This is a genomic window from Rhizobiaceae bacterium (genome assembly GCA_023953835.1).
Lineage (GTDB): Bacteria > Pseudomonadota > Alphaproteobacteria > Rhizobiales > Rhizobiaceae > Mesorhizobium_G.
Genome location: JAMLJB010000003.1, coordinates 158,371 through 184,988, shown reverse-complemented (window position 1 = coordinate 184,988; position 26,618 = coordinate 158,371). Strand labels below are relative to the sequence as shown.

At 61.0% G+C, this 26,618-nt stretch carries 22 protein-coding genes and 7 pseudogenes; 17 read left to right on the top strand and 12 right to left on the bottom strand.

Annotated elements, in window-relative coordinates; genetic code table 11:
• Positions 1-77 precede the first annotated feature (77 nt).
• Positions 78-1,274, top strand: a complete 1,197-nt coding sequence (locus M9924_20940; GenBank protein MCO5066838.1) for an MFS transporter — start codon at positions 78-80, stop codon at positions 1,272-1,274.
• A gap of 290 nt (positions 1,275-1,564) precedes the next feature.
• On the opposite strand, the pseudogene M9924_20935 reads toward M9924_20940, so the two are convergent.
• The 3 genes and pseudogenes from M9924_20935 to M9924_20925 all read right to left on the bottom strand — a co-directional run bounded on the left by M9924_20935 (position 1,565) and on the right by M9924_20925 (position 4,742).
• Positions 1,565-1,970: pseudogene (locus M9924_20935) on the bottom strand (IS481 family transposase).
• Positions 1,971-1,987: 17 nt separating this feature from the next.
• A complete protein-coding gene (locus tag M9924_20930) occupies positions 1,988-3,643 on the bottom strand; it encodes a thiamine pyrophosphate-binding protein (protein MCO5066837.1) in 1,656 nt (551 codons plus the stop codon).
• 124 nt (positions 3,644-3,767) lie between these two features.
• Positions 3,768-4,742: a tripartite tricarboxylate transporter substrate binding protein gene (locus M9924_20925; GenBank protein ID MCO5066836.1), complete on the bottom strand. Its 975-nt coding sequence runs from the start codon at positions 4,740-4,742 to the stop codon at positions 3,768-3,770.
• 434 nt (positions 4,743-5,176) lie between these two features.
• Here M9924_20925 and M9924_20920 point away from each other — a divergent pair, with 434 nt between their 5' ends.
• The 4 genes and pseudogenes from M9924_20920 to M9924_20905 all read left to right on the top strand — a co-directional run bounded on the left by M9924_20920 (position 5,177) and on the right by M9924_20905 (position 8,200).
• Entirely contained in the window at positions 5,177-5,575 is a 399-nt protein-coding gene (locus M9924_20920; protein MCO5066835.1) for a transposase, read from the top strand.
• Positions 5,572-5,918, top strand: a pseudogene (gene tnpB, locus M9924_20915) (IS66 family insertion sequence element accessory protein TnpB). Before M9924_20920 ends, tnpB begins: the two are co-directional and overlap by 4 nt.
• 92 nt (positions 5,919-6,010) lie before the next feature.
• Positions 6,011-7,585: pseudogene (locus tag M9924_20910) on the top strand (IS66 family transposase).
• A gap of 75 nt (positions 7,586-7,660) precedes the next feature.
• Positions 7,661-8,200, top strand: coding sequence for a plasmid pRiA4b ORF-3 family protein (locus M9924_20905; protein MCO5066834.1), 540 nt, complete (start codon positions 7,661-7,663; stop codon positions 8,198-8,200).
• Here M9924_20905 and M9924_20900 read toward each other — a convergent pair.
• Positions 8,188-9,261 (bottom strand): thiamine pyrophosphate-binding protein, encoded by a 1,074-nt coding sequence (locus M9924_20900; protein ID MCO5066833.1) that lies wholly within the window; start codon positions 9,259-9,261, stop codon positions 8,188-8,190. The genes M9924_20905 and M9924_20900 overlap by 13 nt on opposite strands.
• A 246-nt stretch (positions 9,262-9,507) precedes the next feature.
• On the bottom strand, positions 9,508-10,908 hold the full coding sequence (locus M9924_20895) for an MmgE/PrpD family protein (protein ID MCO5066832.1): 1,401 nt from the start codon (positions 10,906-10,908) through the stop codon (positions 9,508-9,510).
• Between the two features lie 790 nt (positions 10,909-11,698).
• Here M9924_20895 and M9924_20890 point away from each other — a divergent pair.
• Positions 11,699-12,190: pseudogene (locus M9924_20890) on the top strand (DDE-type integrase/transposase/recombinase).
• Between the two features lie 139 nt (positions 12,191-12,329).
• On the opposite strand, the pseudogene M9924_20885 reads toward M9924_20890, so the two are convergent.
• Positions 12,330-12,533, bottom strand: a pseudogene (locus tag M9924_20885) (conjugal transfer protein TrbJ).
• A pseudogene (locus tag M9924_20880) lies at positions 12,505-12,803 on the bottom strand (conjugal transfer protein TrbE). The pseudogenes M9924_20885 and M9924_20880 overlap by 29 nt, the downstream one beginning before the upstream one ends.
• 83 nt (positions 12,804-12,886) lie before the next feature.
• Here M9924_20880 and M9924_20875 point away from each other — a divergent pair.
• A pseudogene (locus M9924_20875) lies at positions 12,887-13,057 on the top strand (conjugal transfer protein TraH).
• 125 nt (positions 13,058-13,182) lie between these two features.
• Here M9924_20875 and M9924_20870 read toward each other — a convergent pair.
• Both M9924_20870 and M9924_20865 read right to left on the bottom strand, forming a co-directional pair.
• Positions 13,183-14,211 (bottom strand): alpha/beta hydrolase family protein, encoded by a 1,029-nt coding sequence (locus M9924_20870; protein MCO5066831.1) that lies wholly within the window; start codon positions 14,209-14,211, stop codon positions 13,183-13,185.
• Entirely contained in the window at positions 14,201-15,808 is a 1,608-nt protein-coding gene (locus tag M9924_20865; protein MCO5066830.1) for an ABC transporter permease, read from the bottom strand. The genes M9924_20870 and M9924_20865 overlap by 11 nt, the downstream gene beginning before the upstream one ends.
• A gap of 157 nt (positions 15,809-15,965) precedes the next feature.
• Between M9924_20865 and M9924_20860 the strand changes: the two genes are divergently transcribed.
• Positions 15,966-16,307: a hypothetical protein gene (locus M9924_20860; protein MCO5066829.1), complete on the top strand. Its 342-nt coding sequence runs from the start codon at positions 15,966-15,968 to the stop codon at positions 16,305-16,307.
• 594 nt (positions 16,308-16,901) lie between these two features.
• Here the strand turns inward: M9924_20860 and M9924_20855 are convergent.
• Genes M9924_20855 through M9924_20845 form a run of 3 tightly spaced genes read right to left on the bottom strand, consistent with a single transcriptional unit; the run spans position 16,902 to position 18,729 of the window.
• Positions 16,902-17,597 (bottom strand): thermonuclease family protein, encoded by a 696-nt coding sequence (locus M9924_20855; GenBank protein MCO5066828.1) that lies wholly within the window; start codon positions 17,595-17,597, stop codon positions 16,902-16,904.
• Positions 17,594-18,130 (bottom strand): thermonuclease family protein, encoded by a 537-nt coding sequence (locus M9924_20850; GenBank protein ID MCO5066827.1) that lies wholly within the window; start codon positions 18,128-18,130, stop codon positions 17,594-17,596. The genes M9924_20855 and M9924_20850 overlap by 4 nt, the downstream gene beginning before the upstream one ends.
• Entirely contained in the window at positions 18,127-18,729 is a 603-nt protein-coding gene (locus M9924_20845) for a hypothetical protein (protein MCO5066826.1), read from the bottom strand. The genes M9924_20850 and M9924_20845 overlap by 4 nt, the downstream gene beginning before the upstream one ends.
• Before the next feature lie 36 nt (positions 18,730-18,765).
• Between M9924_20845 and M9924_20840 the strand changes: the two genes are divergently transcribed.
• The 9 genes from M9924_20840 to M9924_20800 all read left to right on the top strand — a co-directional run bounded on the left by M9924_20840 (position 18,766) and on the right by M9924_20800 (position 26,567).
• Positions 18,766-19,749 carry a lytic transglycosylase domain-containing protein gene (locus M9924_20840; GenBank protein ID MCO5066825.1) on the top strand — a complete coding sequence of 328 codons (984 nt, stop codon included), beginning with the start codon at positions 18,766-18,768 and terminating at the stop codon, positions 19,747-19,749.
• Positions 19,750-19,824: 75 nt separating this feature from the next.
• Positions 19,825-20,097 (top strand): TrbC/VirB2 family protein, encoded by a 273-nt coding sequence (locus M9924_20835; protein ID MCO5066824.1) that lies wholly within the window; start codon positions 19,825-19,827, stop codon positions 20,095-20,097.
• 3 nt (positions 20,098-20,100) lie between these two features.
• Positions 20,101-20,400, top strand: a complete 300-nt coding sequence (locus tag M9924_20830; protein MCO5066823.1) for a VirB3 family type IV secretion system protein — start codon at positions 20,101-20,103, stop codon at positions 20,398-20,400.
• Between the two features lie 2 nt (positions 20,401-20,402).
• Positions 20,403-22,817: a VirB4 family type IV secretion/conjugal transfer ATPase gene (locus M9924_20825; protein ID MCO5066822.1), complete on the top strand. Its 2,415-nt coding sequence runs from the start codon at positions 20,403-20,405 to the stop codon at positions 22,815-22,817.
• Positions 22,814-23,878: a lytic transglycosylase domain-containing protein gene (locus M9924_20820; protein MCO5066821.1), complete on the top strand. Its 1,065-nt coding sequence runs from the start codon at positions 22,814-22,816 to the stop codon at positions 23,876-23,878. Before M9924_20825 ends, M9924_20820 begins: the two co-directional genes overlap by 4 nt.
• Positions 23,879-23,889: 11 nt before the next feature.
• Complete coding sequence (locus M9924_20815; protein ID MCO5066820.1) at positions 23,890-24,588, top strand: type IV secretion system protein; 699 nt, start codon at positions 23,890-23,892, stop codon at positions 24,586-24,588.
• Between the two features lie 29 nt (positions 24,589-24,617).
• Positions 24,618-24,809 (top strand): hypothetical protein, encoded by a 192-nt coding sequence (locus M9924_20810; protein ID MCO5066819.1) that lies wholly within the window; start codon positions 24,618-24,620, stop codon positions 24,807-24,809.
• Between the two features lie 9 nt (positions 24,810-24,818).
• Complete coding sequence (locus M9924_20805; GenBank protein ID MCO5066818.1) at positions 24,819-25,838, top strand: type IV secretion system protein; 1,020 nt, start codon at positions 24,819-24,821, stop codon at positions 25,836-25,838.
• Between the two features lie 33 nt (positions 25,839-25,871).
• On the top strand, positions 25,872-26,567 hold the full coding sequence (locus M9924_20800) for a VirB8/TrbF family protein (protein MCO5066817.1): 696 nt from the start codon (positions 25,872-25,874) through the stop codon (positions 26,565-26,567).
• The last annotated feature ends 51 nt before the right edge of the window (positions 26,568-26,618 follow it).

Here is a 26,618-nt window from a genome sequence, read left to right as displayed (position 1 = left end):
CACAGTCCGGCGCTGCACATGACGTCCCCACAAGGCGGCGGATCGGACCTGCAATGAGGCATCCTCAAGACATTTCGGTGCCCGTCATCGTCTCCGCCACCACGGCAACACAAGGCCTCGTCTCGATGGCGATGCTAACCTTGCCCGCGATTGCGCCGATGGTTGCTGCCGAGATGGAACTGCCGTCGACCCTGATCGGCGCGCAGATAAGTCTCTTCTTTATCGTTGCGACGGTCAGCGCCTTGTTCGGCGCTCAGGTCGTGCGGCGATACGGAGGTGTCCGCACCAGCCAAATCGCACTGTTCCTGCTCACGATAGGTCTTGGCCTGGCCGCCTTCGAAACATTGCTGCTGCTCGTCGCCGGCTCGGTCTTGATGGGCATGGCATACTCGCTCCCGAACCCGGCTTCGGCACATCTTCTGGTGAAGTTCACCCCAGTGAAGTGGAGGAACTTCGTCTTTTCCTTGAAACAGACCGGAGTACCGCTCGGCGGCATGTTGGCGGGGCTGTGTGCTCCCGCTCTGGCATCCGCATATGGATGGCGAGCGCCGCTTTTGGTATCGGCACTATTGTCAGTCGCCATGATCGTCGCGTTCCAGGCGGTTCGTCGAGAGTGGGATCGCGATCATGAGCCTAAATTTCCGGTGGCTAGATTGCCAGCCGCGGCGATGCGCATTGTGCTTGTCTCCAGGCCGCTGCGACTGATGGCAGCGGTCGGGATGATTCTGGCCGCCGCGCAATTCTGTCTCACCACCTATCTGGTGATCCTGCTCGTCGAGGAACTTGATTTTTCGCCTGTCGATGCCGGGCTTGTATTGGCCGCGGTCCAGGTGACCGGGATGGTCGGCCGTCTCCTTTGGGGAATTGTCGCAGACCGTATCGGCAGCAATGCCGCCCTCAAGATGATCGCGGCATGCGCCGTGCTCCTGTGTCTGGGCCTCCCCTCGGCGGCACATCTGAACCCTTGGCTCGTACCGGCCATCATGATCGGTCTGGGTGCAACCCTCAACGCGTGGAACGGTGTCTTCCTTGCGGAAATCACCCGCCATGTGGACGACAGCCAAGTCGGCGAGGCAACGGCCATTATCCTGTCCGGTACATATTTCGGCGTCGTGATCGGCCCTCCCCTCCTCGGCATCGCGGTGTACGGGATCGGCAGCTTCGCCATGGGCTACTACGTCATGGCCCTGACGCTGATGGCCGTCCTTGCGCTCCTGATAAATGCAAACACTCGCTTGGGGGTTGATCCCCAGAGCAATGTACGATTAGATTGAATCGTTCTATGGGATGCGCCTTTGGGGTGGACACTGATCAAGCTGCGTTTTGGCCGGTCTGTCGGGTGTGTTGATCCTCAAAATTGCCGCAGACTGAGGTACCCCAGCGCTGAATGGAGCGTTCCTTTGTTGTAGACCTCTTCAATAAGGCGAGGTCGGATGACGCGGTTTCGCCAGCCTGTGTTCGATGTCGAGATCGGCGCAGTTAATTCGGAAGAGTGGCAGCGAAACAGCACCTTGTCGCCCCGTATCTGCTTGATCTCGGCAGGCGTCCAGCCATCGCCGGTGGGATCGGTGAAGTGCGTTCCATAGTCGGTGAGCACGTGTGGATCTTGTAGGGAACGGCAGCGGCAAGGGCGCGCAGGAAGTTGCCGCCACACGGCGGGTAGCTTTCTCGTGCAGTTCGACAAAGGCGAACTTAGAGGTTCTGTCGATCGCAACGATAAGATAGAGGCCGGCCTTCTTCGGTGTGCACCTCGGCAATGTCGATGTGGAAGTAACCGAGCGGGTAGTGCTTGACCTTGGCGCGCTGCGGCTTGTCGCCTTCCACATCGGGCAAGCGCGAGATGCCGTCGCGCTGCAAACAGCGATGCAGGCTTGAGCGCGTCAGGTGCGGATGGTGGGCTGAAGTGCGTAGAGGCAGTCGTCCAGCGGCAAAAGTGTGTGACGGCGGAAGGCGACCACAACGGCCTCGTCAATTGGGTATGCTTGGCCTAGACGATTTTGTCGGGATCCAGTTTGATGTCGATCAGTAGTGGTGCCTTCCGGTTGGCGATCGCGATCTCAACCGCCGGCCAGTCAGCTTCCGATCGAACCGTCACGCCTTCGCCACCAAGAGCCGAGGCAAGGGACGCAAAGTCCGGCCAACTGAAGCAGATATTGGCTACGTCCATCTGTCTCTGACGGAACCGCACATGTTCGGCTCCGTAGGCGCCGTCATTGCAAATCGCCACGATCAGGTCCGTCCGGTGCCGAACGGCGGTGTTGAACTCGGTAATGCCCGCATGCATGAATCCGCCATCCCCTTCGATCAGGACTGTCGGCCGGTCGCGCGCTGCCTCCGCCGCGCCGATCGCAAACGCCATCCCCAAGCCGATCGATCCCGCATTGGTGGTGTTGATGAAGGAGCGCGGATCCGTCGCGCGCACCTCCGTCCATGCTTTGCGCATGAAACGTCCGCAACCGGCTACGTAGACCCGATCCTGCGGGAGGATGCGATCAAGCCGGTGGAGTGCGTCGATGAAATCGACCGTTCCGTCGCCGTTGTCCGCAAGCTTCGATCCTTCGCGATTTTGCGCGGCAATCCGGTCCATCATCTCGGACGTGGCAAATCCGGAGGCTGGAATCTCAGCCTCGTCGAGCCAGTGCAGGATAAGGTCGGCCACTTCGGCGCAGTCGCCCACCAGCCCGACGTCGGGAGCGGCGTTCTTTCCGATCTCCTGCGCCTCCTGATTGACCTGAATGATGCGTTTGCCTTCCGCAAAGGTGCCTTTGGACAGCGTCATGTTGTTCAAGCCGGCGCCGAAGGCGAGGATGCAGTCGGCCGCCATGACGACGTCGACGCATACGGCATGGCTTACGGTGCCCACTATTCCCAGGTTGAAGGGCTCTCCCTGAAACAGGTCCTTCGCCTTGAGCGTCGTTGCCAGCGGCGCGCCAATTCGTTCGCCCAAGGCGAGGAGGGCTTTCCTGGCTTCCGGCGTCGCCGCCCCCCGGCCCGCCAATATGACCGGCCGCTTCGAGGAAGCAATGATGCCGATTGCATTGTCCAGATCGACGCTCGACCTCACTGTCGCACGACCTTCCGGCATGTATATCCGTCGCGGTTCGTAGGGTATGTCGATCCAGTCGAACTCATGGGGTATGTTGACCGCTATCGGCCGTCGCTCCACGACCGCCCGCCGCAGACCGCGCAGCACATCCTCGACGACGGTGGAGGGAGCGCGCACCTGTTCAAAGCCGGCGCCGGTCGCCAGTATGAACTGCCGCTGGGGCAGGCTTTGAACGTGTTCGCGGTCCATCTTGTCCGTGTCCCCGCAGAGCAGCAGCAGCGGAATGGAGCCTTTGACGCCCTCGGTCAGGGCGGTCACAGTATTGCTGACGGCGGCGCCGTTGGTGACCGAGCAGACCCCGACCTTGTTCGAAACGAGCGCGTATCCGAGCGCCATCACGGCGCAGCCCGACTCATGAGCCCCGGCAACAAAGCGCCCGTGGGTGTCGCTGATGAAACTATTGACCATGTACATGTTCGCGTCGCCCATCAGGCCGAACAGCGTGTCGACGCCATTGTCCCGCAAGGCGCGCGCAATAGCCTGATGCACCTTCAGCCGGGGTTGCGCGCTGCCGACCTGCGCCTGTGCGAGCGTCATGACTTTACTCCCTATATCTGTGGAATTCCGCGACTGGATCGATCAGATCTGACATGCGGCGCGCGGGCGTTCGCCGGCGCCGGCCGATGCGATGAACCGCGTCCGGCCGGCTTCCGGCCTTGGTCTACTGCGGGACTACACCTGCGTCCGTCGCTGCCTGTCCCCAGATCGCGTATTGCTGCGATACCCAGTCGCCGAAGCTGTCGACTGGCTGGTCATCCATGATCTGCAACCCGGTTGCGTTGATCTTCTGCTGAACCGAGGGGTTCGCCAGCCCGGCCCGTATCGTGTCGTGTAGCCACTTGACGATATCCGGCTGCGTGCCCTTGGGCACCGACAAGCCCGTCCACCCGACAAGGTCGACCGGGGCGAGACCCTGCTCGCCCAAAGTCGCAATTTCAGGCATCACCGTCAGCCGCTGATAGCCCAGCACCGCGAAAGCCTTCGCGCGGCCGGACGTCACATATGGAACCGCATTCGCGGAGTCGGTCACGACGAAGGAAAGCCTGCTGCCCAGGAGGTCCGTCATCATTTCCGGATTGCCTTTGTAGGGGATGGCGACGGTGTCGATCGCCAGTCCCTTCAGCAGGGCGGCGCTCACCATCTGGGTGCTGCCCGTCGCATAGCCGCGCTTCAGCGAGCCGGGATTCTTCTTTGCCTCCGCGATGAGGTCGTTGAGCGATGAAAAGCCAAGCGCCGGGTCTGCGATGAGCACATAGGGAACCTGTACAAACGGGCTGACGTGGATGAAATCGTCGAACGGGCTGTAGGCTAGGGATTTGAACAGATAGGGAGCGGCGCTGTGGGTCGACGATCCCGTGTAGCCAAGCGTGTATCCGTCAGGCTTGGCGCGCGCGATCTTTCCGGTCCCGACAACCCCTCCGGCCCCAGGAGCATTGGAAACCAGAAAGTCCTCCCCAGTGTCGGCCTTGAGCTGGTCGACGAGGATTCGAACTGCCAAATCCCCACCCGAGCCTGCCGCGAAAGGTACGATCACTTCGATCGGCCTGGCCGGATAGTCCTCGGCATACGAAGTCTGAGGAACCATAGACGACGCAAGCGTCACCAGGGCTATTCTCATCATTGCCGCGATCTTCATCGCATATCTCTCCCGGCCTATTGTCATGACTTCACGCTCCGCCCGTGCGCGGCTCCGATATGGGGCCGCGTCGAAGTTGGATCCACAATCAGCCCTGAGTTTGGAAACGTTACCAATTTGTACTTAACGTCGGCGGGGGCGTCAAGCGGATCGGTTGCCGGAGGTGGTGAGTTTTCTCCCGGAGCCCGCCCGAGTGCGGCACCGACCGCGCGAAATCCCGGCAAAGAAGGTTGCGTCCCAAAGCGTGTCGCGATCTGCCAGATTCGCTTCGCCGCTTTGGCTGTTTGTCTTTTCACATGTTCTGGGTCCGAAACCGGGCCACATTCGGGAGACATGCATGTCGTGTACGAGGCTGGTGCGGCGCCTTAGGCTACGCGATCAGGATTCAGCTTGATATCATCAGAAGCGGCGCCTTGCGGTTGGTAATTGCCTCGATGCCGCGGGTGGAGGTGATCACATCGGTTGAGAGACGCCGGCGTTGGTCTCGGGATGAGAAGGAGCGTCTGGTCGCGACGTCGTTAGAGCCCGGCGTGTCGGTGTCGGAAGTCGCGCGATCGGCGGGCATTCACGTCAGCGAGCTCTTTCGATGGCGCAAGGACCTGTGCGATCGGGTCGATGGCGATTCATCGCAGTTGGTCCCGGTCGAGATCGTTCCTGCTGCTACCATCCCGCCCGCCGTTGAGGCGCCGGCGCCATCGGCGTCTGCCGGCCGACGTCGCCGCAAGAGCGGCATCATCGAGATCGAGCTTGGCGGCGGGCGCCGTGTCCGTGTCGATCGCGACGTGGATGCCGAGGCGCTGCGGCGCGTGCTGGACGCGCTCGGGTCTCGATGATCCCGGTTCCGAGCGGCGTGCGGGTGTGGTTGGCGACCGGCCACACCGACATGAGGAAGGGCTTTCCGGGCCTGGCGCTGGTGGTGCAGGAGACGCTGAAGCGTGATCCCAACAACGGTCACCTGTTCGTCTTCCGCGGCCGCCGCGGCGATCTGATCAAGGTTCTGTGGCACGATGGCCAGGGCGCCTGCCTTTATCGAAGCGGCTGGAACGCGGCCGCTTCATCTGGCCGTCGCCCGCCGATGGCGTGGTTACGATCACGCCGGCCCAACTCGGCTATCTGCTCGAAGGCATCGACTGGCGCATGCCGCAGAAGACCTGGCGGCCGACTGCGACCGGCTGACGTTTTGGCCTTGCACATGGAGGGGGATGTGATTCCATCGCGCCATGTCTGCCGCTGAATCGCTCCCTTCCGATCTCGCCGCCGCGCACGCCATGATCCTGGCGGAGCGCGCCGCGCGCATCGAGGCCGAAGCGGTTGCCGCCCGCGCGGCGGCGGTCAGTTCCGGGACGGAGGCGCTGATTGCGCGGTTGAAGCTGGAGATCGAGAAGCTCCGGCGCGAACTCTACGGCAGCCGCTCGGAGCGCAAGGCCAGGCTGCTGGAGCAGATGGAGCTTCGGCTCGAAGATCTGGAGCGAACGCAACGGAAGACGAACTGGCGGCAGAGCACGCGTCGCGTGCCATGACGGTAAAGTCGTTCGAGCGTCATCGTCCATCGCGTAAGCCGTTCCCGGAGCATTTGCCGCGCGAACGTGTTGTCATCGCCGCTCCCGAGAGCTGCGCTTGCTGCGGCTCGACCAGGCCGTGGAAGCTCGGCGAGGACGTCACCGAGACGCTTGAGGTGATCCCCCGCCAGTGGAAGGTCATCCAGACGGTGCGCGAGAAGTTCTCGTACCGGCAGTGCGAGGCGATCCGCCAGCCGCCGGCGCCGTTCCACGTCACGCCGCGCGGCTTCGCCGGCCCGAACATGCTTGCCATGGTGCTGTTCGAGAAGTTCGGCCAGCATCAGCCGCTGAACCGGCAGAGCGAGCGCTATGCCCGCGAGGGCGTTGATCTGAGCCTGTCGACGCTGGCCGACCAGGTCGGCGCATGCGCTGCGGTGCTGCGTCCGCTTCATGCGCTAATCGAGAACCATGTGCTCTCGGCAGAACGGCTTCACGGCGACACACCACGGTGCCAATCATGGCGAAGGGCAAGACTGATACCGGCCGGGCCTGGGTCTATGTCCGCGACGATCGGCCCTCCGGCGGGGCATCACCATCGGCAGCCCTGTTCTACGCATCACGCGACCCGTCGGGCGATCATCCCCAGCGGCACCTGAAGCAGTTCACCGGCATTCTGCAGGCCGATGCCTATGCCGGCTACAACAGGCTCTACCTTGCGGACCGCAAGCCCGGGCCGGTGACCGAGGCGCTCTGCTGGAGACACGCGCGGCGCAAGTTCTTCGTGCTTGCCGACATCGCCGCCAATGCGCGTCGGGGAAGGCCACGATGCCGATCTCGCCGATTGCCTTCGAAGCCGTCAGGCGCATCGATCTGCTGTTCGACATCGAGCGGGACATCAACGGTTTGGCTGACGAGCAGCGCCTCGCCGTAAGGACCGAAAGAAGCGCTCCACTCGTCGCCGAACTGGAGGAGTGGGCGCGGCGAGCGTGTCAGGCTCTTGCGCCATGCCCCGGTCGCCCAGGCGATCGACTACATGCTGAAACGCTGGGAAGGCTTCGCGCGCTTCCTCCACGTCGGGCGCGTCTGCCTGACAAACAACGCAGCCGAACGTGCGATCCGCGGCCTGGCTCTCGGCAGAAAGTCCTGGCTCTTCGCCGGGTCGGAGCGCGGCGCCGATCGCGCGGCCGTCATGTACACGCTGATCGGCACAGCAAATCTCAATGATGCCGACCCGCAGGCCTGGCTCGCCGACGTGCTCGCCCGCATCGCAGACACGCCGCAAAGCAGGCTGGCCAATCTCAGCCGTGGAACTGGAAGGCGCAATCTGCAAGACTGGCGGCATGAGCTACGCCGATCGCGTCGCCCGCATCAGGGATCCAGCTCGACGACTGGCAACCCGCCATCTGGCGGCGCGCCGAGGTGCCGCTGACAACAACGCTCAAGGCCTTGCACGACGTCATAATGGCGGCGATCCCGTTCGACGACTATCGCCTGTTCGAGTTCCGCGCCGACGGAAAACGCTACGCCATTCCCGATCCCGAATGGGACAGCCTGCGCGACAGAACCTATTCGGCGAAGACGATGCGGCTCGGAACGCTGGTTGATCGCGGCATCACACAACTGGCCTATACCTACGACTTCGGTGACGACTGGCGGCACACGATCACCATTGAGGCAGTCGCCGACGCCGATCCCGCTGTCGAGTATCCCCGCTACATCGACGGTGCCGGCAGCGCGCCACCCCAAGATGTCGGTCGCATCCCCGGCTTCGAATTGTTCCTCGACGCGATCACCGATCCCAAGCACGAGCAGCATCGCGAACTCAAACGCCGGCACGGGCGTCGGTTCGATCCCGCACATGCCGCTGAAGACGAAATCCAGACCCGGATGAAAAAGCTCGCCAGACGCCGCGCTCTCGGCAAGGCCGGCTTCGAGAAAAGCCGCAGTCAGGCACGCTGAAGATCCGAAGTGGCCGCGGTCCTCACCGGAGGCTTACAAGGCAGGATGCGATCAAGCTGGTGCAGCGCATCGCGGAAATCGACCGTCCCGTCGCCATTGTCAGCAATCGGGCTTCTTGTCGCAAATTGCGCCGCCAGCCGCTCTGCAAGCTCCGGCGAGCGAAACTCCGATAGTGGAATTTCGGCTTCGTCGAGCCAATGGACGATCAGATCCGTGACCTCTGCACAGTCTCCAACCAGGCCTGCATTTGCGACGACATTCTTGCTGATCGCCGTCGGGTCTTGATTGATCTGGATGATGCGCTTTTCCTTGGCGAATGTTCCCCTCGATATGGTTAGGTCGTTGAGGCTCGCGCCGAAAGCGATGATGCAGTCGGATGCGAGGATGACGTCGACTCTTGCCGGAAGCCTCGCGGTTCCCATGATTCCCAAGTTGAAAGGCTCTCCGGCAAAGAGATCCTTCCCCTTCAATGTGGTGGCGACGGGAGCACCGATACGCTCCGCCAACCTGAGGAGCGCCACTTTGGCTCCGGGCGACGCCGCGCCACGCCCCGCCACGATGACCGGACGTTTGGCGGCGGAGATCATGCCAATGGCATTGTCGAGATCCTCGCTGGCGGCGACGGTAGCGCACACGGACCACAACGGGCTGGTAGGAGACATCCGCCCAATCGAGATCATAGGGGATGTTCGCAGCGATAGGCCGCCGCTCGACGAGGGCGCGACGAAGGCCCGCGCGATATCCTCGGCCGCGGTGTCGGCCGAACGGATCGGTTCAAATCCCGCACCTGTTACCGCGATGAATTCGCGCTGCGAGATATTCTGCGGGTTCTGGCGGTCCAACACGTCAGTGTCGCCGCACAGCAAGACCATGGGCGTCGAGCCCTTGACCCCCTCCACCAGTGCGGTGATCGTATTCGTAACGCCGGGGCCGTATGTGACGGAGCTCACGCTGACCTTTCCCGAGATAAGCGAATATCCGAGAGCCATCAGGACGGCGCCTGCTTCGTGTGCGGCAGAAATGAATCTACCGCCGCAATGCCGCGTGAAGCTGTCCACCATGTACATGTTCGCGTTGCCCATGAGACCGACCGACCATCGTGTCGACGCCGTTATCCGCCAGCGAACGGGCAATGAGCTGATGGAAGGTCGTTGGATTGTGTGACGTCATACCGTTTGCCTCATTCAGTTTGTCGCGGGCCTCTGACGATCAGACGCCGCGAAACCTCGACTCCGGAAACACCCGAGTGGGACCTGTCATCCGAAGCCGCCCTCGCAGGGTAACGGCCTCCTGGAGTGCGGGTGGAATCAGGCTGCGGCATCGGGCTTGGATTCCGGCCGGGAGCCTCCGAACAGTTCGGCGACTCGCCGTCCGCTCGTCGCCGTCCACACCGTCGCCTTGGCGACGTCGACGTCGACGTCGAGCTCGATTTCGTCAGTCAACCGAGACGCCTTTTCCATCAGTTGGGGCGTGGTCAGCGGGTTGGCCGCCGTCCCGCGACTGTCCAGGACCTTGGCTGCTTTCGTCGAGCCATCGGCCAGGGTGAGTACCACCGCGCCTCCCAGTCTCTTGGGGCAATGCGCTTCCAGCTCGGGGTCCATTTCGCCTTCGACCTGGTCGGCGAGTCTCAGGATCCTGGGATCTTGCAACCGGTGCTGTTGATAGCTGTCATAGTCGTAAGGACCATAGGCAAGCGTCGCGCCTACGATGTACGGCAGACTGTATTGCGCAGCCATCGGTGACGTCGGACGGCGGAGCATGTGCTGATCGAAGATGACGTGGGGGCCGCCGACGTTGATGCCGACGATCTTTTCGGGAGAGAGAGAGTAATTGTCGCTAACCTCTCCCAGGGCATCAATCAGGGAATGAAACAGGCGGCAGCAAGAGTATGGCTTGATGCTTATATTGTGGATCTGCAGCGGCTCGTCTGCCTGCAAGAACAAGGCGTCGACCGAGGGCTCCTTGGAGAACAGAGACAGGAAGCCGTATTTTCCGTCCAGCGCCTGCGTTGGCGCGCCGACCGACCGGGCGGCGAGTTCGGCGGCAAGTACGCCATTGTGCGAGGCGTATCCCGCGTGGACGCGCTTGACGGCCGTCCCGCCCTCCTCGTCGGAGAACTGCATCGAGCCGCCGGCCATCGACAGCACGTGGCCCCAGGCGCGAACCAATCCGTGCTCATCGAGACCATAGAGGCTCGCCGCGGCGGCCGCGCTGCCGAAGCCGCCGAACAGCGGCGTGGGATGATGACCGCTGGTCATAACCAATTTAGCGTTCGCCGCCATGCCAACCCGCGTCATCGCCTCGTACCCGGCTGCAATCGCCGAGAGCACGTCGTCAAAGGAGGAGTCGAGTTCGGTCGCCAGCGCGAGAGCGGCGGGAATGACTACCGCGCCCGGATGGCTCATGGACTCGTCATGCGTGTCGTCAAGCTCGTAGCCGTGGCATGCCGTGCCATTCGCGAGGCAGGCGATGGTCGGTGCGACGCGTAGATTGGTTCCGACGACCGGGGCCTTTCCCGATCCGTCGAAGCGCCGGGCCCATTCGGCCATCGCCTTGCTCCATGGCATGGTCGCTCCCATCAGCGAGACGCCCAACAAGTCGAGAAGAAGACGACGGACCTGCTCCTTATCGGCCGGTGAAAGCCCGCGTTGTCCGATCTGCGATATTTGCCTGGCGAAACGAAGTGTTGTGTCGGAAGCTACAGCCATGACCTATTCCTCAGCATTCTGTGACATTGGTTGCGCCGAATGGTTCCAAGTGCGTCCGCCGAAATCTACTTCAGAATAGCGGGCATGTGTCGGGATCAAGCTTCAGATCGATAAGAAGTGGCCGGTCGCGCTGGCGCTTGACAATCGCATCCGCAGCCTCCTGCAATTCTCCGGGCCTTCTTACCGTCACGCCCGCGCCGCCGGGCGCAACGGCCAACGGAGCAAAGTCGGGCCAATCGAATCGTGTAGGGAGGGGCCCAGGCCTTCTTGCAGAACTGAACGTGCTCGGCGCTATAGCTGCCATCGTTGCAGACAATAACGATGAGATCCAAGTTGTAGCGTACCGCCGTGTCGAACTCGATCGAACCGCCCATCATGAAGCCGCCATCACCGGTGATGATCACGGTCGAACGTCGCGTTCCGATCGCCGAGCCTATGGCCTGTGGGAGACCCGCTCCGATCGCGCCGGAATTCAGCGTGTAGACGAGCTGGCGCGCAAGTATGTCAACTGAGCCTCCCATTTCGTTTGCTATTGTAGAAACGTTTCCAAACGAATGTCAAATGCCGGACTGGAAATTTTTCGCACCGCAACTGTAGGCAGCGACACGTCGCATGATAGCCCATCTACCCCGTTGTTTTCGATTCATCGCCAACATGGGGCGAACTGGGTGGCAGGCTGCTGTGGTGCCCATCATAGAGCCGCTCCCAGCGACATTATAGTCTGCAGACTCGACGAGAGGCCAAAAGCGTGTTTTGGCCGAGCGCATGCTCGGGAACGGCTGGAGTTCGATACCGGCATCTTCTCGTGATGCTGAGGCGCGAAGGCCTTATCATGAACCCTTAGAAGTTGTTCCGGCTTTATCGAGAAGAGAGTCTTGCCGTTCGCCGGCGTGGTGGCCGCAAGCGGGCGATCGGGACCAGGGCGCAGATGCTGGTGCCGCTGCGTCCCGACGATCGTTGGTCTCTGGACTTCGTGTCGGACCAGCTCACCGACGGACGACGCTTCCTCATCCTGGCGATTGTCGACGACTACACGCGTGAATGCCTGGCGCTGGTGGTCGACACATCGTTGTCGGACATGCGGGTCGGCCGTGAGCTCGATCGGCTGATTGCCCAACGCGGCCCGCCAAAGATGATCGTCAGCGACAATGGCAGCGAGTTCACGTCGAACGCCATCCTCGCCTGGGCTGACCAGAACCGCGTCGAATGGCACTACATCGCACCGGGCAAGCCGATGCAGAACGACTTCATCGAGAGCTTCAACGGCCGCCTGCGGGATGAATTGTTTCTGTAGTCGGGGCTTCGGCGTCAAGCTCCTCGGATATCCACTGCCGTCGATCTGCGGCCGTCTGGGGTCATGCTTGTGTTCGCGGCCGGCATGTGCGCGCCGCAGGATGGGGACCGAAGGTGAGGCGGACCATGCTAAGCCGAGCGATCTGCGTCATCTGATTGTTGATCTGCTCGGTCGACTTGCCGACCAGGGCCACCAGCTCACCGTTGTTGAGCAACTGGGTCCATTCGGTCGTCTGTCCAGTGACACCGCCAGCTTGAACTGGGCTGTCACCGATCAAACTGGCAATGACAATCGCCGCGGCACTAGCCTCCACGAAGGAGCGCTTGCGCATCGCTGATACCTCTCTGCTGGAGCCAATGGAGGGGCCAATCGCCGCCGTGCTCGGTGCGAATTGCTGCGGCCCGTTTCAGATCGTCCCGACCGGAGGCGCCGGCGAAGGCGAGTGCCACGGCCCAAGCGCCATGTCGAACAGACGGCGGCCGATCGGCGAAACGACGTAGTATTCTCGGTTCGGCAGCGAGGTGGCGACGATCTCGATCTGCCGTTCGTTGAAGCCGATACGTTCGTAGAACGCTCGCGTGACGGGCTCGCGCGCGGCGCCCAGGAAGCGAGCGCCGAGGTCTGGGCGAGCCTGTTTGGCATTCTGCTGGTCACGGCCTTCAACAGCTGAGTCGGAGCTTTGGGATGATCGACGCAGCCCTGATCAAGAAATGCGCAGACCCCACTCTGAAGTCGGCGATCATCGAGCGGTTCATCGCCGAGGCAGGATCGTCCGATCCTCTGGCAGTCACCGTCAGGTCCGGCGATCGCGTCGTTCTGGTGCCGAAGCCGACTAGGCCGGACGAGGCGATGGCCGCCCTGATGCACCAGGGGGTATGCTCGCAGCCATGATCGTTCTAATGGCTGTTGTCCAGCTTTAGCCGGTTATTACGACTCCATGCCGCACGTTTCAGTAAAGTTATTGGCGTATGAATGTGGGGTCACGCTCGCTGGGCCGGTTTGTCAGCTCTCGACACAAACCGCTTCAAGCTCAAACCAGCCACCAAAACGAAGGGCAGCATGGCGAGCGAATAGTGACCACAGTTTAATTCCAGAATATTCGGCTGAGCGCCGACGTCCTTCAGCCCACGCATGAACGTCTGCGATAGCTCGGGCAAGACCACTCTGTCTCTCTTAGCCAGCACGACATGGAGATCGAGATCCGGCCGCGCCAAATTGTGCGCGTAATTGTCCAAGCTAAGCGGAGCCCAGGCCCTTCTGAGATGGGCCAGATCAATCTCAGGGACAAGGCTATCGTGGATCGCGCGTGTGGCGCGACCCGTCCAAACCATATCGGCCAAACTCCCCGCCGTTAGAAAGAGGGACGCCTTCGACACAGTCGGGTCGTGCGCTGCGACTAATCCGGCGACCCAAGAACCCAAGCTCATCCCGAGAACCGAAATTTCGCGATAGCCGGCGCGCCGCAACCAGCGAATGAGCTTTCGACCGTCTAGTACCGCCTGCCTTACGGATTGAATCGTTCGACCAAGGTTGGCGCTGAGCATATAATCGGCGTACGAGGAACGGGGACGGCTGCGCTCGAAGTGATAAGGCATTGCAATCTCGACAACAGTAATGCCACGCCGCGAGAAAAAGTTGGCAATCATACGATTCCGCGCCGTCGCATTCCAATGGTGAAAAACCACCAAGGCCTGATTTAGGGACCCGCTGTCTGTGATTCTCGCCCAGACAACATTGTTCTCTTCGACATCAGTGAAAATGTCCGATGGAAATTTGAGCCATTCGCCTTGTGTTTCAAAATTCTGATCAGCGCCGACGCCCACATCATCGAAAAAGGTTGGATCAGCCGTGGCATCGTCCGCGAGGACACAAAATTCTTGGATACCTGCTACCTTTTTCGCACCCGGAAAGGCACGCTCCGCGTCAAGGACGAAATCGGTTGTCTTCTTCCCTTCGTCACCGCGCCGCGCCCGCTGCTCATCCCATCGATCAAGCCAACTATGGTACACTCTGATCGCTTTCTGCTACGTTCGATCGGCCTAGCCTTGGGTCGAACAGGCCGAATATCCCAAGCAACGCTGCTACGCCCAGAAGAATTGAAAAGCCTGTAAATGCGTCGGTCAATACGTAGCCGGCAAAGAGTATAGCCACGACCGCCGACATCACCCAAAAGGGAATATAAAGCGGGGATGATCTCCCACCTAAGCGGATGGAGGCATCTACAAAAACGAAGCAGGCGGAAAGGGCAACAAGGAAGCTACTATAATGCGTCGGACTTCGATAGCTGATGCCGGCATCGACCTTATCGTGCCCATAGAAAGCTGAAGACACATCGCCGACCAGCCAAGCAAAAATGTTCTCTCCGCGCGATACCAGATAAGCACTTTGGACCTTCATCGCTATGGCGATCAGGATCCCCAAAATCGTGCATCGAAAAATTGCATGCATCACCCTGTGACTGACTTTATGGAACGCGGCGGGTTGCTCAACCGCCTCCGACCAGTCCCTCGAATCTCTTCGAATTTTCGATAGATCGTATGCCACTGTATAAAGTAGAATTAGGCCTGCAAAAAACAGATAAAAACACAGACACATGTATAGATAAGCGAATCCCGTAAACGCGACCGCTACAGGCACCGATATAACCTCAGGGCGCACAATCGCTATTTTTCCCCAATCAATCGCGTAATTTCCACCGCCCTTTAGGAGTGGAACCAAGCACACGCCAACCCACTGAAGAAGACCGGCAAACAGTACACAGATCAAAAACACCGCCCAGTACGAATACGCCGACGATTCGACGTTGCGCACCCATCCGTTATCGCTTTCCAATCGGTCGACCTGAGGTAAGAGTGCTACACGCCCTTCTTCTTTCCAAAAGGTGACCAACTCGGCCACGACAGCAACAAACAGCGGCAAGAACACCATGAAGACGAACGTCCAATTCGCTGTCCACAGAAATCCGACCTGCTTGAGGACGCCATCGGCCCGGGCATGTGTCACGCTGTGAATTCCTAAAATGTATGACAAGAAACCCAGGGCGGTGAAACCCGCAAACACCGACGCTGGTAGGTTCAATGGGGATCCGCGGCTAAAGAGCGCCTCAGATCTCTGCGCCAAACCAAAACGCCGCCCGGCCCCTCTTGCATCAATATCCGGCTCCGGTGAGTGGCCTGAGTGATCTTCGACGCTCTCGGTTCTTGATAGCTCTGGAACCGACCCAGCAATGCCGCCGCCGGCGTTCTTCGATTCTCGTCTCTTGGCCGTCAGCTTCGATTGTGCCGCGCTCAGTTCGATCTGCCATTGGCTGGTAGCACCCGGATCATCGCAGCCACAGACCCTGGCAAGCCAACGGATATTGGCAGCGCTAATTCCCTTGTCGTTCTCCTGAAACCACAGCTGAACCGTTCGTAGATCGACGCCAATGCCGTTGGAATCGATTTGAGAAATCGCCTCCGCAAGAAGCTCCGGCGTCCATGGACCTGCAGGAAATCCATCGCTGCCCAACGGCCGCCCCGCTCCCGCAGCGGCCAACCGCTTGAACAACTCCTTAAAGTCACTCCCATCCTGCGGCGGTGGGAGAAATAACTTTCCGTTTAAAAACAATATCTTACATGCTCTGATTTCGTTCCGTTTCGCTACTCTTCATAACCTATCGTGTCATCGGTCTTGATCAACGTTTTTATGGCGCCTCGATGGGCGGTGGGAAAGGATCGAATCAAAGGACGGGCGAACCAGTCCAACAACTTCCAGGAACGAGAAAATGGGCGGACGTTTCGATGCCTCCGAAAGCACGATTTCGCCGATGATCGAAAACCATAGGCGAGCACACACTCAACGGGCAGCGCTCGAACAACGCGGATGGCTCGGCCGGTCGCTTCTATGTCGCCCCATGTTGGTCTTTGTGCGATGGCGCGAGCGACGGGCTTTGGCGAAACTGGTCGCCATCGTTCCCTCGACTGCGGAAGATGCTAGCTGCAAGCTCATTTACGTTATGGCCAACATGATCGCGGATCGTTCCCCAGGGCAAATGGAAGATGTCGCGACCGTTATGGAAACGCTTCGTCCTCACAAGCACAGTCTGATCGGCTTCCTCCGCAAGTGACGTGCAGCGTTCATCGATAAGTCGCAACCGGCAGTTGGTAAGCTAACGCGAGTTGTGAGGATGACGCGAGACACGAAAAATCGCTTCCGAGGCGGCTAGCGCCTAAGGTTGAACCAATGGCGCGTGAAATTGCCGGCGTCGTCCCGAATGTCGAAATAATATGGGTTTTCCCGTAGGGGTCGAGGCATCGTTGCGGTTTGCTCGCAACCATCGCGACCGCCATAGCCCGACGGACAACTATTTCGAACCTGCATACACAAGTCGCCTTGACCCCCGCCATGATCCTGATTGCTGGATTCAACGCTCCAACCTGCGGGACATTCGTCATAAGCTTCGTGGTTTGCCGGTCCCAGCCTCGGGGCAGGTCGGCCACGAAAAACCCCGCCTTTCATCGCAGAGATCAGCCGATACATCGGAGGGTGACACGCCGGCACGCCTCGCCAGGACGGGTTCGAGGACGCGCACAAAAGCACCTCGCATCCCCACTCACTCGCCTCAACATCGTACGTGAACGCCATCCACGTCGCCGCGCAGACGATTGCCGCAGTCGCGATCAGCCCGACTCGATTCATACGACGTCTCCTTCGGTCAGCCTTATCTGTCTGTTCGCTTCGGGCGCCTGCGCGCGTCCTCGAACGGCGGTGAGATCTCGCTCTCGCGTTCGGGGAGTAGGTTGAAATCAGCGATCGGTCGTCTGGCGAGCGTCCGGTCCACGGCCTTGCTTCGCCACTCAGGCATATCGAGCACATAGGTTGCCCACATGCCGTGCCGGCCCGACATGGCGAAGTTCTGCCAGGTCAGATACTCGGCCGGCGCCGGCGAATTCACGCGGGCCCAGCCGACCCGCAGCATCTCGAGGGCCAGATCGCGACCGCGCACCGCGCAATGGCCGAGGAGGGCGCCGTCGACATCATGAGACCGGAGGATACAGGTCACGTGTCCGCTGCCGACGGTGCGCTTCAACCACGCTTTTGCCAGTGGCCCGCACGGCACCGGCTTCGGGATTGCGCTCTCGCCGTGGCGGCGAGGATCGTAGGACCATTGCGGCAGTTCACAGGCGTCGATCGAGGCCAGCCGCACCGTGTGACGGCCCATCGGGAACCAGAGCGTTCTGCCATCGATGACTGACGTCCGACCGGAGATTTTTGTGATCGGGCTCGAGTCTGGAACCGATCCTGCCGCGACCGAGGACGATCCCTGATCGCGCAAGATGTCCGCCGCATGGACCGGATAGGGCAGGGCGGTCAGCAGCAAAGCCGCGACGCTCGACCTGACGGCAACCGACGTCATGGCGAGGTCCCTCCATCGGCTGCACGCTGACCGAGCAGGAGCGCCGGATGCTGGACATCGTCGAATTGCCACAGCCCGGCCTTCTTTTCTCGCGCGGCCTGCTCCACCACAGCGTAGGGCGTGTGGTGGGGCAGGCCGCGTCCGTCGAGGGAGGCGAAGGCAAAGCCCGAGGAGATCATCAGATTGGCGAGATCGAGCCGGTCGGCGCCGATCGTGGCATAGCAGGACACAAAGACCGTTCCAGCCGATTGCCCGACCTGCGCACAAACGGGATGCGTATCTGCGATGTAGGCGGCAAAAACCGCCAGGGATGCCTCCCCGCAGTCACGATGGGTGCTCGACCTATCGGTGTAAACTGTACCACGCAGGCAAGCCTGCACGCCGAAGAGACGGAAGTGTCTGCCGCCGTCCTGCCAGCTGTCACCGCTTTCGAGCGTCACGCCTAGCTTCAGTTCAAAGTAGCCATCCGGCGGTGCGGCCGTTGCCGGCGTCAAACCGACGGTCAGCGACACGAAGAGGGCAGGGGACTTCATTCGCCCGCAACCCTTGGATCAGCCCACATCCCGTAGCCGCGGCGACCGATGTCCTCGGCCTCTTTCAGATCGGCTCTGGTGGGTGTCCCGTCCGGCCGCTTTGCGATGCGGTGAGTGCCGAGCGAGATCAGCTGCTCCTCGAACATGTCGATCGAGTCGAGGCTGCCTGGGTAGTTGTAGTAACCGTAGCAGGTTGCGTCTTGCGCCTTCGCGCCGGTCTCGCTGACAAACGCACGGCAGTAGATCACACGGGGAGACTGGAGCAACGTTGCAAGACCCTGGCGAGCGTAATCGTCACAGGACCCGGCAAATCCTTCCTTGCGATTGACCATGTCGCCCTTGCACGGCTCGATCCCGTAGAGGTGCACCGTCAGATTGGCGTCGACGCGGAAGTCAGTAGGCGACACAGCCTTGAATCCGGAAGCCGACGCATAGCCTTTGCGCTCCGACACTTTCCTCTGGCCGTCGTAATATTCCATGACCAGGACAGTCTTCCCGGGTGCGGCGAGCGAACGGACATAGGCTTGGTCCACCGGCCCGGCAGCGTGAGCGGGCAGGCATACGCTGATCGCCGCAAGGCAATCGGCCGCTCGTCTCATGTGCAGTCGCCTCCAGGTTGTCACCTGTACTCAACATTGACCTACCTCCTCGTTCTTTGCAAGAAAAATCACAATCAAATTGACATTGTTTTTTCTCTCGCCTATCCATTCCCACATCTGCCGGTACAAGGCTTTGAATGCGGACCCATGGGAAGCCAAGCAAAATCACCATCGATAGCGCCGCTCCTGGTGGTGACAATCTTCACGAGCATGTGCGTTATCGCAGGCCGGGCGGCATTGGCGTCCGAACTGTCTGCGTCCACGCTTCTCCAGCCCAAAGAGCTCCTAGAAAATCGGCAACAGGATGACGTACCCTCTTTGGCCGACACCGTTGCCGAAGCCCGTTGGGCGCGGTTGCCGGACGACTATGTGCTGGGGGAGGCTGGTCAGATCGTTCCCCGGCACCAAGCGCCCGAGGCGATCGGCGTGCCAGCACCCGAGGCCGTCGGACTTGAGCTCGACGCCAATCATTTTGATAGTGGTTCTCTGTCCGAGATGCCGGAATGCGGATCGTCGCCGGCAACGCCGGCTGAGATCACCCGCCTCGTCATCGAGGCGGCGCAGCGGTACGGTGTCGACGCGGAGTTCGCCGTAGCGGTCGTGACCGCCGAAAGCAGGCTCGACCGGCTGCGCAATTCGCCCAAGGGCGCGCGCGGACCGATGCAGCTCATGCCGGCGACGGCCGAACGATTCGGTGTGATCGATATCTGCGATCCGGGAGACAACATCGATGGCGGCGTCCGTTACCTCCGCGAACTAACCGACGAATTCCAAAATCCGCTTCTCGTCGCCGCTGCTTACAACGCTGGCGAGGGACAAGTTCGCGAGCATGGCGGCATTCCGCCGTTCAAGGAAACGATCGGCTACGTCGCCGAAGTCCTCAACATCCAGATGGGTCTTAAGGGAAGCGGTGCGAGCGAACCGCGTGACGTTGCTGATGAGCAGCAACCAACCCCCGCCCGCGGAGTCATCACGACGCGCGAACGCCGCCAGTGGGTCGGCGGTGTCATGCATTTTTAGCCGGAGGCTACCATGAACGACGTTTCCTATTCGCCCGCTGCTCGGCCAGTGTCAGTTCCGATTGCGTTCGCCACGATGCTGACCATCTGTCTGGTGTTTGCGGAGCCCGCATTCGCTCAATCCTCCGGCGCCTTTGCGCCGCTGGAAACCGCGGTCCAGATGATCGTGGATTTCATCACCGGGCCGTTCGGCCGGCTACTCGCCATCATCGCGGTCATCGCCCTCGGCTTCCTTGCCTTCGCCGGCCGTCTCTCGTGGTTCACCGCCGGTGCGGTGGTGCTCGGCATCGGCCTTGTCTTTGGCGCGCCGGCGATCGTCGACGAGATGATCGCGGCCGTGGGGAACTGAGTCATGGTCGAGTTCACCGACGAAAAGCCCCATCTGACCCCGCTCGTGATCGGCCTTACCCGACCGCCCATGATGTGGGGGATCCCGCTCAATGCTTTCTACATCATCGTCGGCTTCACGCTCATCGCCTTCCTGGTGAGCACGAGCTTCTGGGCGGCGCTGATCGCACCACTGATCTATCTCGCTCTCTTCGCCTCCTGCAGCCGCGATATCCGGATTCTCGATCTCGCCCAGGTTGTCGGCCGCCGCACACCGCGTACGCCGAACCGACTCTTCTGGCGCACCAACTCGTACGGGCCGTGATCATGTTGAAAGTCGTCGCCGAAGAGCTTGGATTTGGACCTGACCGCCGGCGGGAGCGGCTTATGTCGACCCACATTCCGTATCTGCGCCATGTCGCCGACACCGTCATCGGGCTCGAAAGCGGTGCGATCCTCTCAGTGATCAAGCTGGATGGCCTCTTCTTTCAGACGGAGGATCAGGCCGAGCTCAACATGCGCGCGGCCGTCCAGAACACGTTGATCCGTGCGCTCGGGTCGAGCCGCTATTCGCTCTGGTCGACGGTGATCCGCAAGGAGGTCAAGCCCTCGATCGGGGGGACCTTCTCGGACCCGTTCTGCGATCTCCTGAACACCCGCTACATGGCATCACTGCGCGAGAAGCGCATGTTCACCAACGAGCTCAACCTCACGATCGTCCGCTCCGGCATGCGTGGCGCGCTCGGCGCCGCCGAAGGTTTTTCGCGACTGCTTGATCGCTCCTCCGGCAGAGAAGTCCTTGAGCAGCGACTGCACGAACGCATCAACGAGCTCGAAGAGATCGTCGGTAACGTCACGCGCGAATTGCAAAAGTACGGCGCGCGTCCGCTTGGCGTCGTCTACCGCGATGGCGAGCCGTACTCGGAGCCCTGCGCCTTCATCAACACGCTGCTGACCTGCGGCGTCGCGCGCGAGATGCGCCTGCCCCGCATGGGCATCCGCAGCTATGTCGGTACGTCGCGTCTGCATTTCTCGAAGCGGACATTGCAGGCACAAGGTCCGACGGAAGCCGAGAATCGTTTCGGCGCGATGCTGTCGATCAAGGAGTATCCTCCATTCTCCGGGCCCGGGATGCTCGATGGGCTACTGCAGATGAACCACGAGTTCATCTGCACCCAGTCGTTCACACTTGCCGACAAGCCGATCGCGCAGGAGCGCATTTCGCGGCTGCAGCGCCAGATCCACGCGTCGGACGAATCGGGCAGCACGGTCGAGACCGATATCGATTTCGCGCTGAACAGCCTGCTCAACCAGGAAGCCGTCTTCGGCTATCACCATTTCAGCCTGTTGTGCCTGTCGCGCGGCCTCGTTGGCCTCGACAAGGCCGTCGCTGAACTCGGCTCCTGTCTCACCGACATGAACATCAACTGGCTGCGCGAGGACCTCAACATGGAGGCCTCGTTCTGGGCACAGCTGCCGGGCAACCATGCCTACATCGCGCGTTCCTGCATGCTGTCGAGCGCGAATTTTTCCGGCTTCTCGTCCCTGCACAATTTCGCCACCGGTTCGGGTCGTGGCTACCACTGGGGACTGCCGATTTCGATCCTCGAGACGACATCGCAGACTCCCTACTGGTTCAATTTTCACGAGCGCGATATCGGCCATTTTTTGGTCACCGGCCCGACCGGGTCAGGCAAGACCGTGGCGCTGACCTTCCTGCTCGCGCAGGCCTTTCGGATCTCGCCTGAGCCGCGAGCCGTCTTCTTCGACAAGGACCGTGGCGCCGAGATCTTCATTCGTGCCGTGGGTGGCGACTATGAGGTGCTCCAGCCCGGCATCGCGACCGGCTTCAATCCGCTGCAGCTCGAGAACAACGCGACCAATCGCGAGTTCCTGCACCGCCTGCTCAAGGCCATGCTCGATCCGGCCGACGGCCACGGTTTCAGCCAGGAGGAAGAGGATACGCTGGAGCGGGCGATCGGCCGCATATGCCAGGAGCCGGTCGAACAGCGCACGCTTGCCAATCTTTCCGGTCTGTTGATGGGTCGCGCGCGCTCCGACGCCAACGATCTCCAGTCACGTCTGCGTCCATGGTTCGAGGGCGAGAAGGCCTGGCTGTTCAATGCGCCGCAGGACGTCTTGTCGTTCTCGGGCCGCCGAATTTTCGGCTTCGACATGACGCACATCCTCGACAACGCAGAGGTACGCACGCCGGCGCTGATGTACCTCTACCACCGGCTGGACGAACTGCTTACTGGCGAGCCCGTGCTCATTTTTATGGATGAGGGCTGGAAGCTTCTGCAGGATCCGGTCTTTTCCAGCTACATCGTCGACAAGATGAAGACGATCCGTAAGCTTAACGGGATCGTCGGGTTTGGGACCCAATCGGCCGCCGATATTGCGCGCTCGCCGCAATCGCACACGCTGATCGAGCAGTCCGCGACCAATCTGCACTTCCCCAATCCGCGTGCGGACGAAGAAAGCTACATCCGGCGCTTCGGACTGACCGCCAAGGAGTACGCCTTCATTCGCAACACTCCGCCCGAGCGGCGGACATTTTTGATCAAGCACGGCAACGACTCCGTCATCGCCAGGCTCGACCTCACCTCCATGCCGGATCTCGTACGCGTGATGTCCGGCCGTAAGGAGACGATCGAGCACTGTGCAGCACTTCGCGCGGAGGTCGGTGACGATCCGGCGAACTGGTTGCCTGTGTTCTGCGGGTGGGAGCGAGCGGCGTGATCAGACGTCTTTCCATTCTTCTGGTCTTTGCAGCATCGCCTGCTTTTGCAGATATCCCCACCATCGACCGCACCGTGCTCGATGAGCGCGAGGATCGCGACCAGAAAACCGGCGAGATCGAGAAGGTCGACGAGGAGCGCTACGTCAACAACCAGAGCGTGACCTGCTCGATGTACCGGCTAGGCCGAAAGGATGATCCGGTCGCCGCGGCGAACGCCAATCCGGCGATTGCCTGGCTGGTCCGCCGGATCGCACGCGAGGAGGGCGTCGACGAAAACCAGTTCCTGGCGCTCGTCTACCAGGAGAGCCGCTTCAACCCCTGTGCCAAATCTCCAATCGGCGCCGTCGGCCTTGCCCAGCTGATGCCGGGAACCGCGGGCGATCTCGGCGTCGATCCCTACAATATCGAGCAGAACCTGCGTGGCGGCGCGCGCTACTACAAGCAGCAGCTTCGAAAGTACAACGGCAATGTCTCGCTGGCGCTTGCTGCCTACAATGCCGGCGCGGGCAACGTGAACAAATATGGTGGCATCCCGCCGTTCAAAGAGACGCAGGGCTATGTCGCCAACATAACCCAAAAATGGCTCCCGGCATTCGGGGGTTCGGACAAGTCCGGCATTCCGCTCAACTATGGCGGTGGCGGCGCCTACGAGGGCGCTCGAACGAGCACCATGAACGCAATGGGCCTGTCCGCGGCGATCGGGGACGGTTCTGGCGATGTCACGTCCTGGCTGAGGCAACTGGGCGACATGGGAGCTGGCACGATCCAGGACAGCTGGGATCACAATTCGGGTGCCCGCAATGCGAACATCGAGCTCATCAATCGGCTGATCCTGCTCTCCACGGCGTTCGCCGATCTCGCCAATTCCACCAATGCCATGACGCTCGGCGGCCTATCCGGCACCAACCGATCGACCCGATACGAGACGGGGACCGATGAAGACGATCGGCCGGTGGCCGGCTTCTGCGACGACCGCGAGGGCTTCGTCTGGGATGCCGACGCAAAGGCATGTGTCCAGCGCATCGATGCGCAGACGGAACTGCTTCTCGAGACTCAGTGACGGAGATCGACATGAAACGTTCATTGGTAATCTTGGGCTTAGTCGGCGCAGGCATCGCGCCGGCCGCAGCCGATATCCCGGTCATCGACAAGACCAACTACGCGGTCGCCCGGGACACGGCCGAAAAGACCGGCAAGATCCTCGATACGAACAAGGAAATCCTCACAACGGTTGAGGAAACCCTGCAGGCCGTAACCGGCGACCGCGGCGGCGACGCTGGTCCTCTGAAGGATATCGCGATTGGCAACGGTTTTAGCGTCTCGTCGATGCCCTCCTTCGACAGTATTTTGAAGGGCGGGATCGCCGACTTTGGATCGCTCAATCCCAAGGTCGTGGAAGCCGCCACGCTCTTCATCAATGGACTTCAGCTCGTGCGATCCTTGTCCGGGAAAAGCGACAGCTCGCTTGCCAGCGACAAATCCTATGAGGAGCTGATGAAGACGGTCATGGGCGTCTCGGCGCTGATCACGGGATCTCAAGCTGCGGTCGAAACGCGGCGCTCCGCCCTCGAAACCGCCGGCGACGACATCGGCAAAGCCGAGGACATCAAGGGGTCGATCGACCAGAACACGCAGCTGCAGGTCCAGACCGGGCTCACGCTCAACGAGATGATCGGCGTGCTGAACGCCGGTGTGCAGTCGTTGCACGCCGAAAACCAGCGCAAGCTGACCGACATGTCGAACACCAAAAAGGCGCTGCGCTACGAATGAGAGGGCGGCTGTGCATCTCGACCGCTCTGATGTTCGCACTGGCCGTTCTCGGTAGCGGTTGCGGCACACCGCGCGAGAAGACGGCGCCGTGCAAACGACCGGCCAATTTGTCGAGCTATGCCAGCATGGGGGAAGAATGCGGGCCGATGTTCTCGGTCAATGCGGACAGGGCTGCGGCATTGGCGGCGATCCAGGATCTGGCGTCCGCGGAAGAAGAATAGGGCAGGGCGGTGGACGACTTCATTGGCGAACTGCTGGATCGGATCGACGCATCGGGGCAGAATTTCTCGCAAAGCGCCTACGAGGCGCTGAGCCAGGATCTCGAGCCGCTGCTTCGCTTGCTCTTCGTCCTTGCGGTCCTGTTCTATGGGGTGCAGCTTTTCCTCGGCACGTCACGCCTCAGCGTTGCCGAGATCGTCGGCCGGCTGGTGCGTGTTTTCGTCATCCTCGTGCTTGTCGGCACCTGGTCGAACTTCAACGATCTTGTCTACGACTGGCTGACCACGGTGCCGGAAGCGGCCGGCCGCGCCATTCTGGCGGCGTCCGGCACGGGCGTGACCGAACCCACCAACGGGCTGTCGCAAATCTGGGAAACCGCTAACGTCGCCGCCGCGACCTTCTCGGAGCAGGCGGGTTATCTCTCCGTCCTGCCCGCTTTGATCGGCATCGTCATTATGCTGTTCGCAGGCATCTTCGTTGCAATCGCCTTGGGGATTCTGGTTCTTGCAAAGGTGATACTTTGGGTTCTTCTCGGTACCGCACCCATATTCATCTCTTGCTTCTTCTTCGATTCGACACGCAACTACGCAGTTGGCTGGCTCAATCAGTCGCTGCTCTATGCAATGATTCCTTTGTTCGTCTACGTGATCGCCGCATTCCTGATCGCGGCGATGGAGCCGGAACTGACGACGATCGACAGCATCTCCGGCGATCGCGAGCTTAAGTTAAGCGACTTCGCTGCCTTTATCATGTTGTGCATCGCCGGTGCGTTCGTGCTTTTCCAAGTGCAGTCTTTGGCGCAAGGCATCGTTGGGGCGTTTGCGACCGCCATCGGTCACGAGTCGCGCCGGCACACCTATCGCGGCGTCTATCTCGGGCGGGAAGCGATCGGCCAGTCTGCGCGCCAGACGCAGGCAGCCGTCCATCGTGTCCAGGCTCGACTTCACTCACCGCGGCAAGATGGCGCCGGCGCCTCCATGCAGCGGGCGATCAGGTCCAACGGAACGCCTCGGCAGATGACGCCAGGTTGATGTTGGATCCCGAACAACACGAAAAGGGTAGGGATGGCAGACAAGTCAGAATCCGCGCTGCGGTCCTATTTCCAGCAAGGCGATATCTGGGAGCAGGAGATCATCAAGCGGGCGAAGCGCTCGGCGCGCGTCGCCTGGTTCTTTTCGATCGTCTTTGCCGGAATAGCCCTGCTCAGCCTGCTTGCCGTAGTGCTGATGCTGCCTCTGAAGAGCTTCGAGCCCTACGTCGTCACGGTCGACCAGACCACGGGCTACATCGAGGTGAAGTCCGGCCTGACACGGCCGGCCAATCTCACCGAGCAACAAGCGGTCACGCAGGCCAACGTCGTGCGTTACATCCGGGCCCGCGAAGGCTACGATCCATACGCCATTACCGAGAATTTTGGTATCGCGGCGCTCCTCTCCGCAGACGAGGCGGCACGCGAGCTGCAGACTCTGTACAGCGCGGCCAACGCGCAGAACCCCACAAAGGTTTATGGCCGGCTGAAGCGGGTCCTCGTCGAGATCAAGTCCGTGACTTTCCCGAACACCAGCACGGCGATCGTCAGGTTCTCCACCAACGAACGCAGCGACACGGAATCGATCGTCCGTCATTGGATCTCCGTCGTGCGCTTCCGCTATACCGACACGCCGGTTCGCAACGAATGGCGCTTCGAGAACCCACTCGGCTTCCAAGTCTATTCCTACCGCCGGGATCAGGAAACGGTCACGCCCGGAGAGACGCAGTGAGGGGCCGCTGCTGGACGGCTGCTCTCATTCTGTACGGCGCGCTGTGGCCCG

Bases quoted from the DNA above. Each gene is read 5' to 3' on its own strand.
- M9924_20930 (MCO5066837.1), bottom strand. From the start codon at position 3,643: ATGACGCTCGCACAGGCGCAGGTCGGCAGCGCGCAACCCCGGCTGAAG.
- M9924_20925 (MCO5066836.1), bottom strand. From the start codon at position 4,742: ATGAAGATCGCGGCAATGATGAGAATAGCCCTGGTGACGCTTGCGTCG.
- M9924_20920 (MCO5066835.1), top strand. From the start codon at position 5,177: ATGCCGCGGGTGGAGGTGATCACATCGGTTGAGAGACGCCGGCGTTGG.
- M9924_20900 (MCO5066833.1), bottom strand. From the start codon at position 9,261: ATGGTGGACAGCTTCACGCGGCATTGCGGCGGTAGATTCATTTCTGCC.
- M9924_20895 (MCO5066832.1), bottom strand. From the start codon at position 10,908: ATGGCTGTAGCTTCCGACACAACACTTCGTTTCGCCAGGCAAATATCG.
- M9924_20860 (MCO5066829.1), top strand. From the start codon at position 15,966: ATGGGCGGACGTTTCGATGCCTCCGAAAGCACGATTTCGCCGATGATC.
- M9924_20855 (MCO5066828.1), bottom strand. From the start codon at position 17,597: ATGACGTCGGTTGCCGTCAGGTCGAGCGTCGCGGCTTTGCTGCTGACC.
- M9924_20850 (MCO5066827.1), bottom strand. From the start codon at position 18,130: ATGAAGTCCCCTGCCCTCTTCGTGTCGCTGACCGTCGGTTTGACGCCG.
- M9924_20845 (MCO5066826.1), bottom strand. From the start codon at position 18,729: ATGAGACGAGCGGCCGATTGCCTTGCGGCGATCAGCGTATGCCTGCCC.
- M9924_20835 (MCO5066824.1), top strand. From the start codon at position 19,825: ATGCTGACCATCTGTCTGGTGTTTGCGGAGCCCGCATTCGCTCAATCC.
- M9924_20830 (MCO5066823.1), top strand. From the start codon at position 20,101: ATGGTCGAGTTCACCGACGAAAAGCCCCATCTGACCCCGCTCGTGATC.
- M9924_20825 (MCO5066822.1), top strand. From the start codon at position 20,403: ATGTTGAAAGTCGTCGCCGAAGAGCTTGGATTTGGACCTGACCGCCGG.
- M9924_20815 (MCO5066820.1), top strand. From the start codon at position 23,890: ATGAAACGTTCATTGGTAATCTTGGGCTTAGTCGGCGCAGGCATCGCG.
- M9924_20810 (MCO5066819.1), top strand. From the start codon at position 24,618: ATGTTCGCACTGGCCGTTCTCGGTAGCGGTTGCGGCACACCGCGCGAG.
- M9924_20800 (MCO5066817.1), top strand. From the start codon at position 25,872: ATGGCAGACAAGTCAGAATCCGCGCTGCGGTCCTATTTCCAGCAAGGC.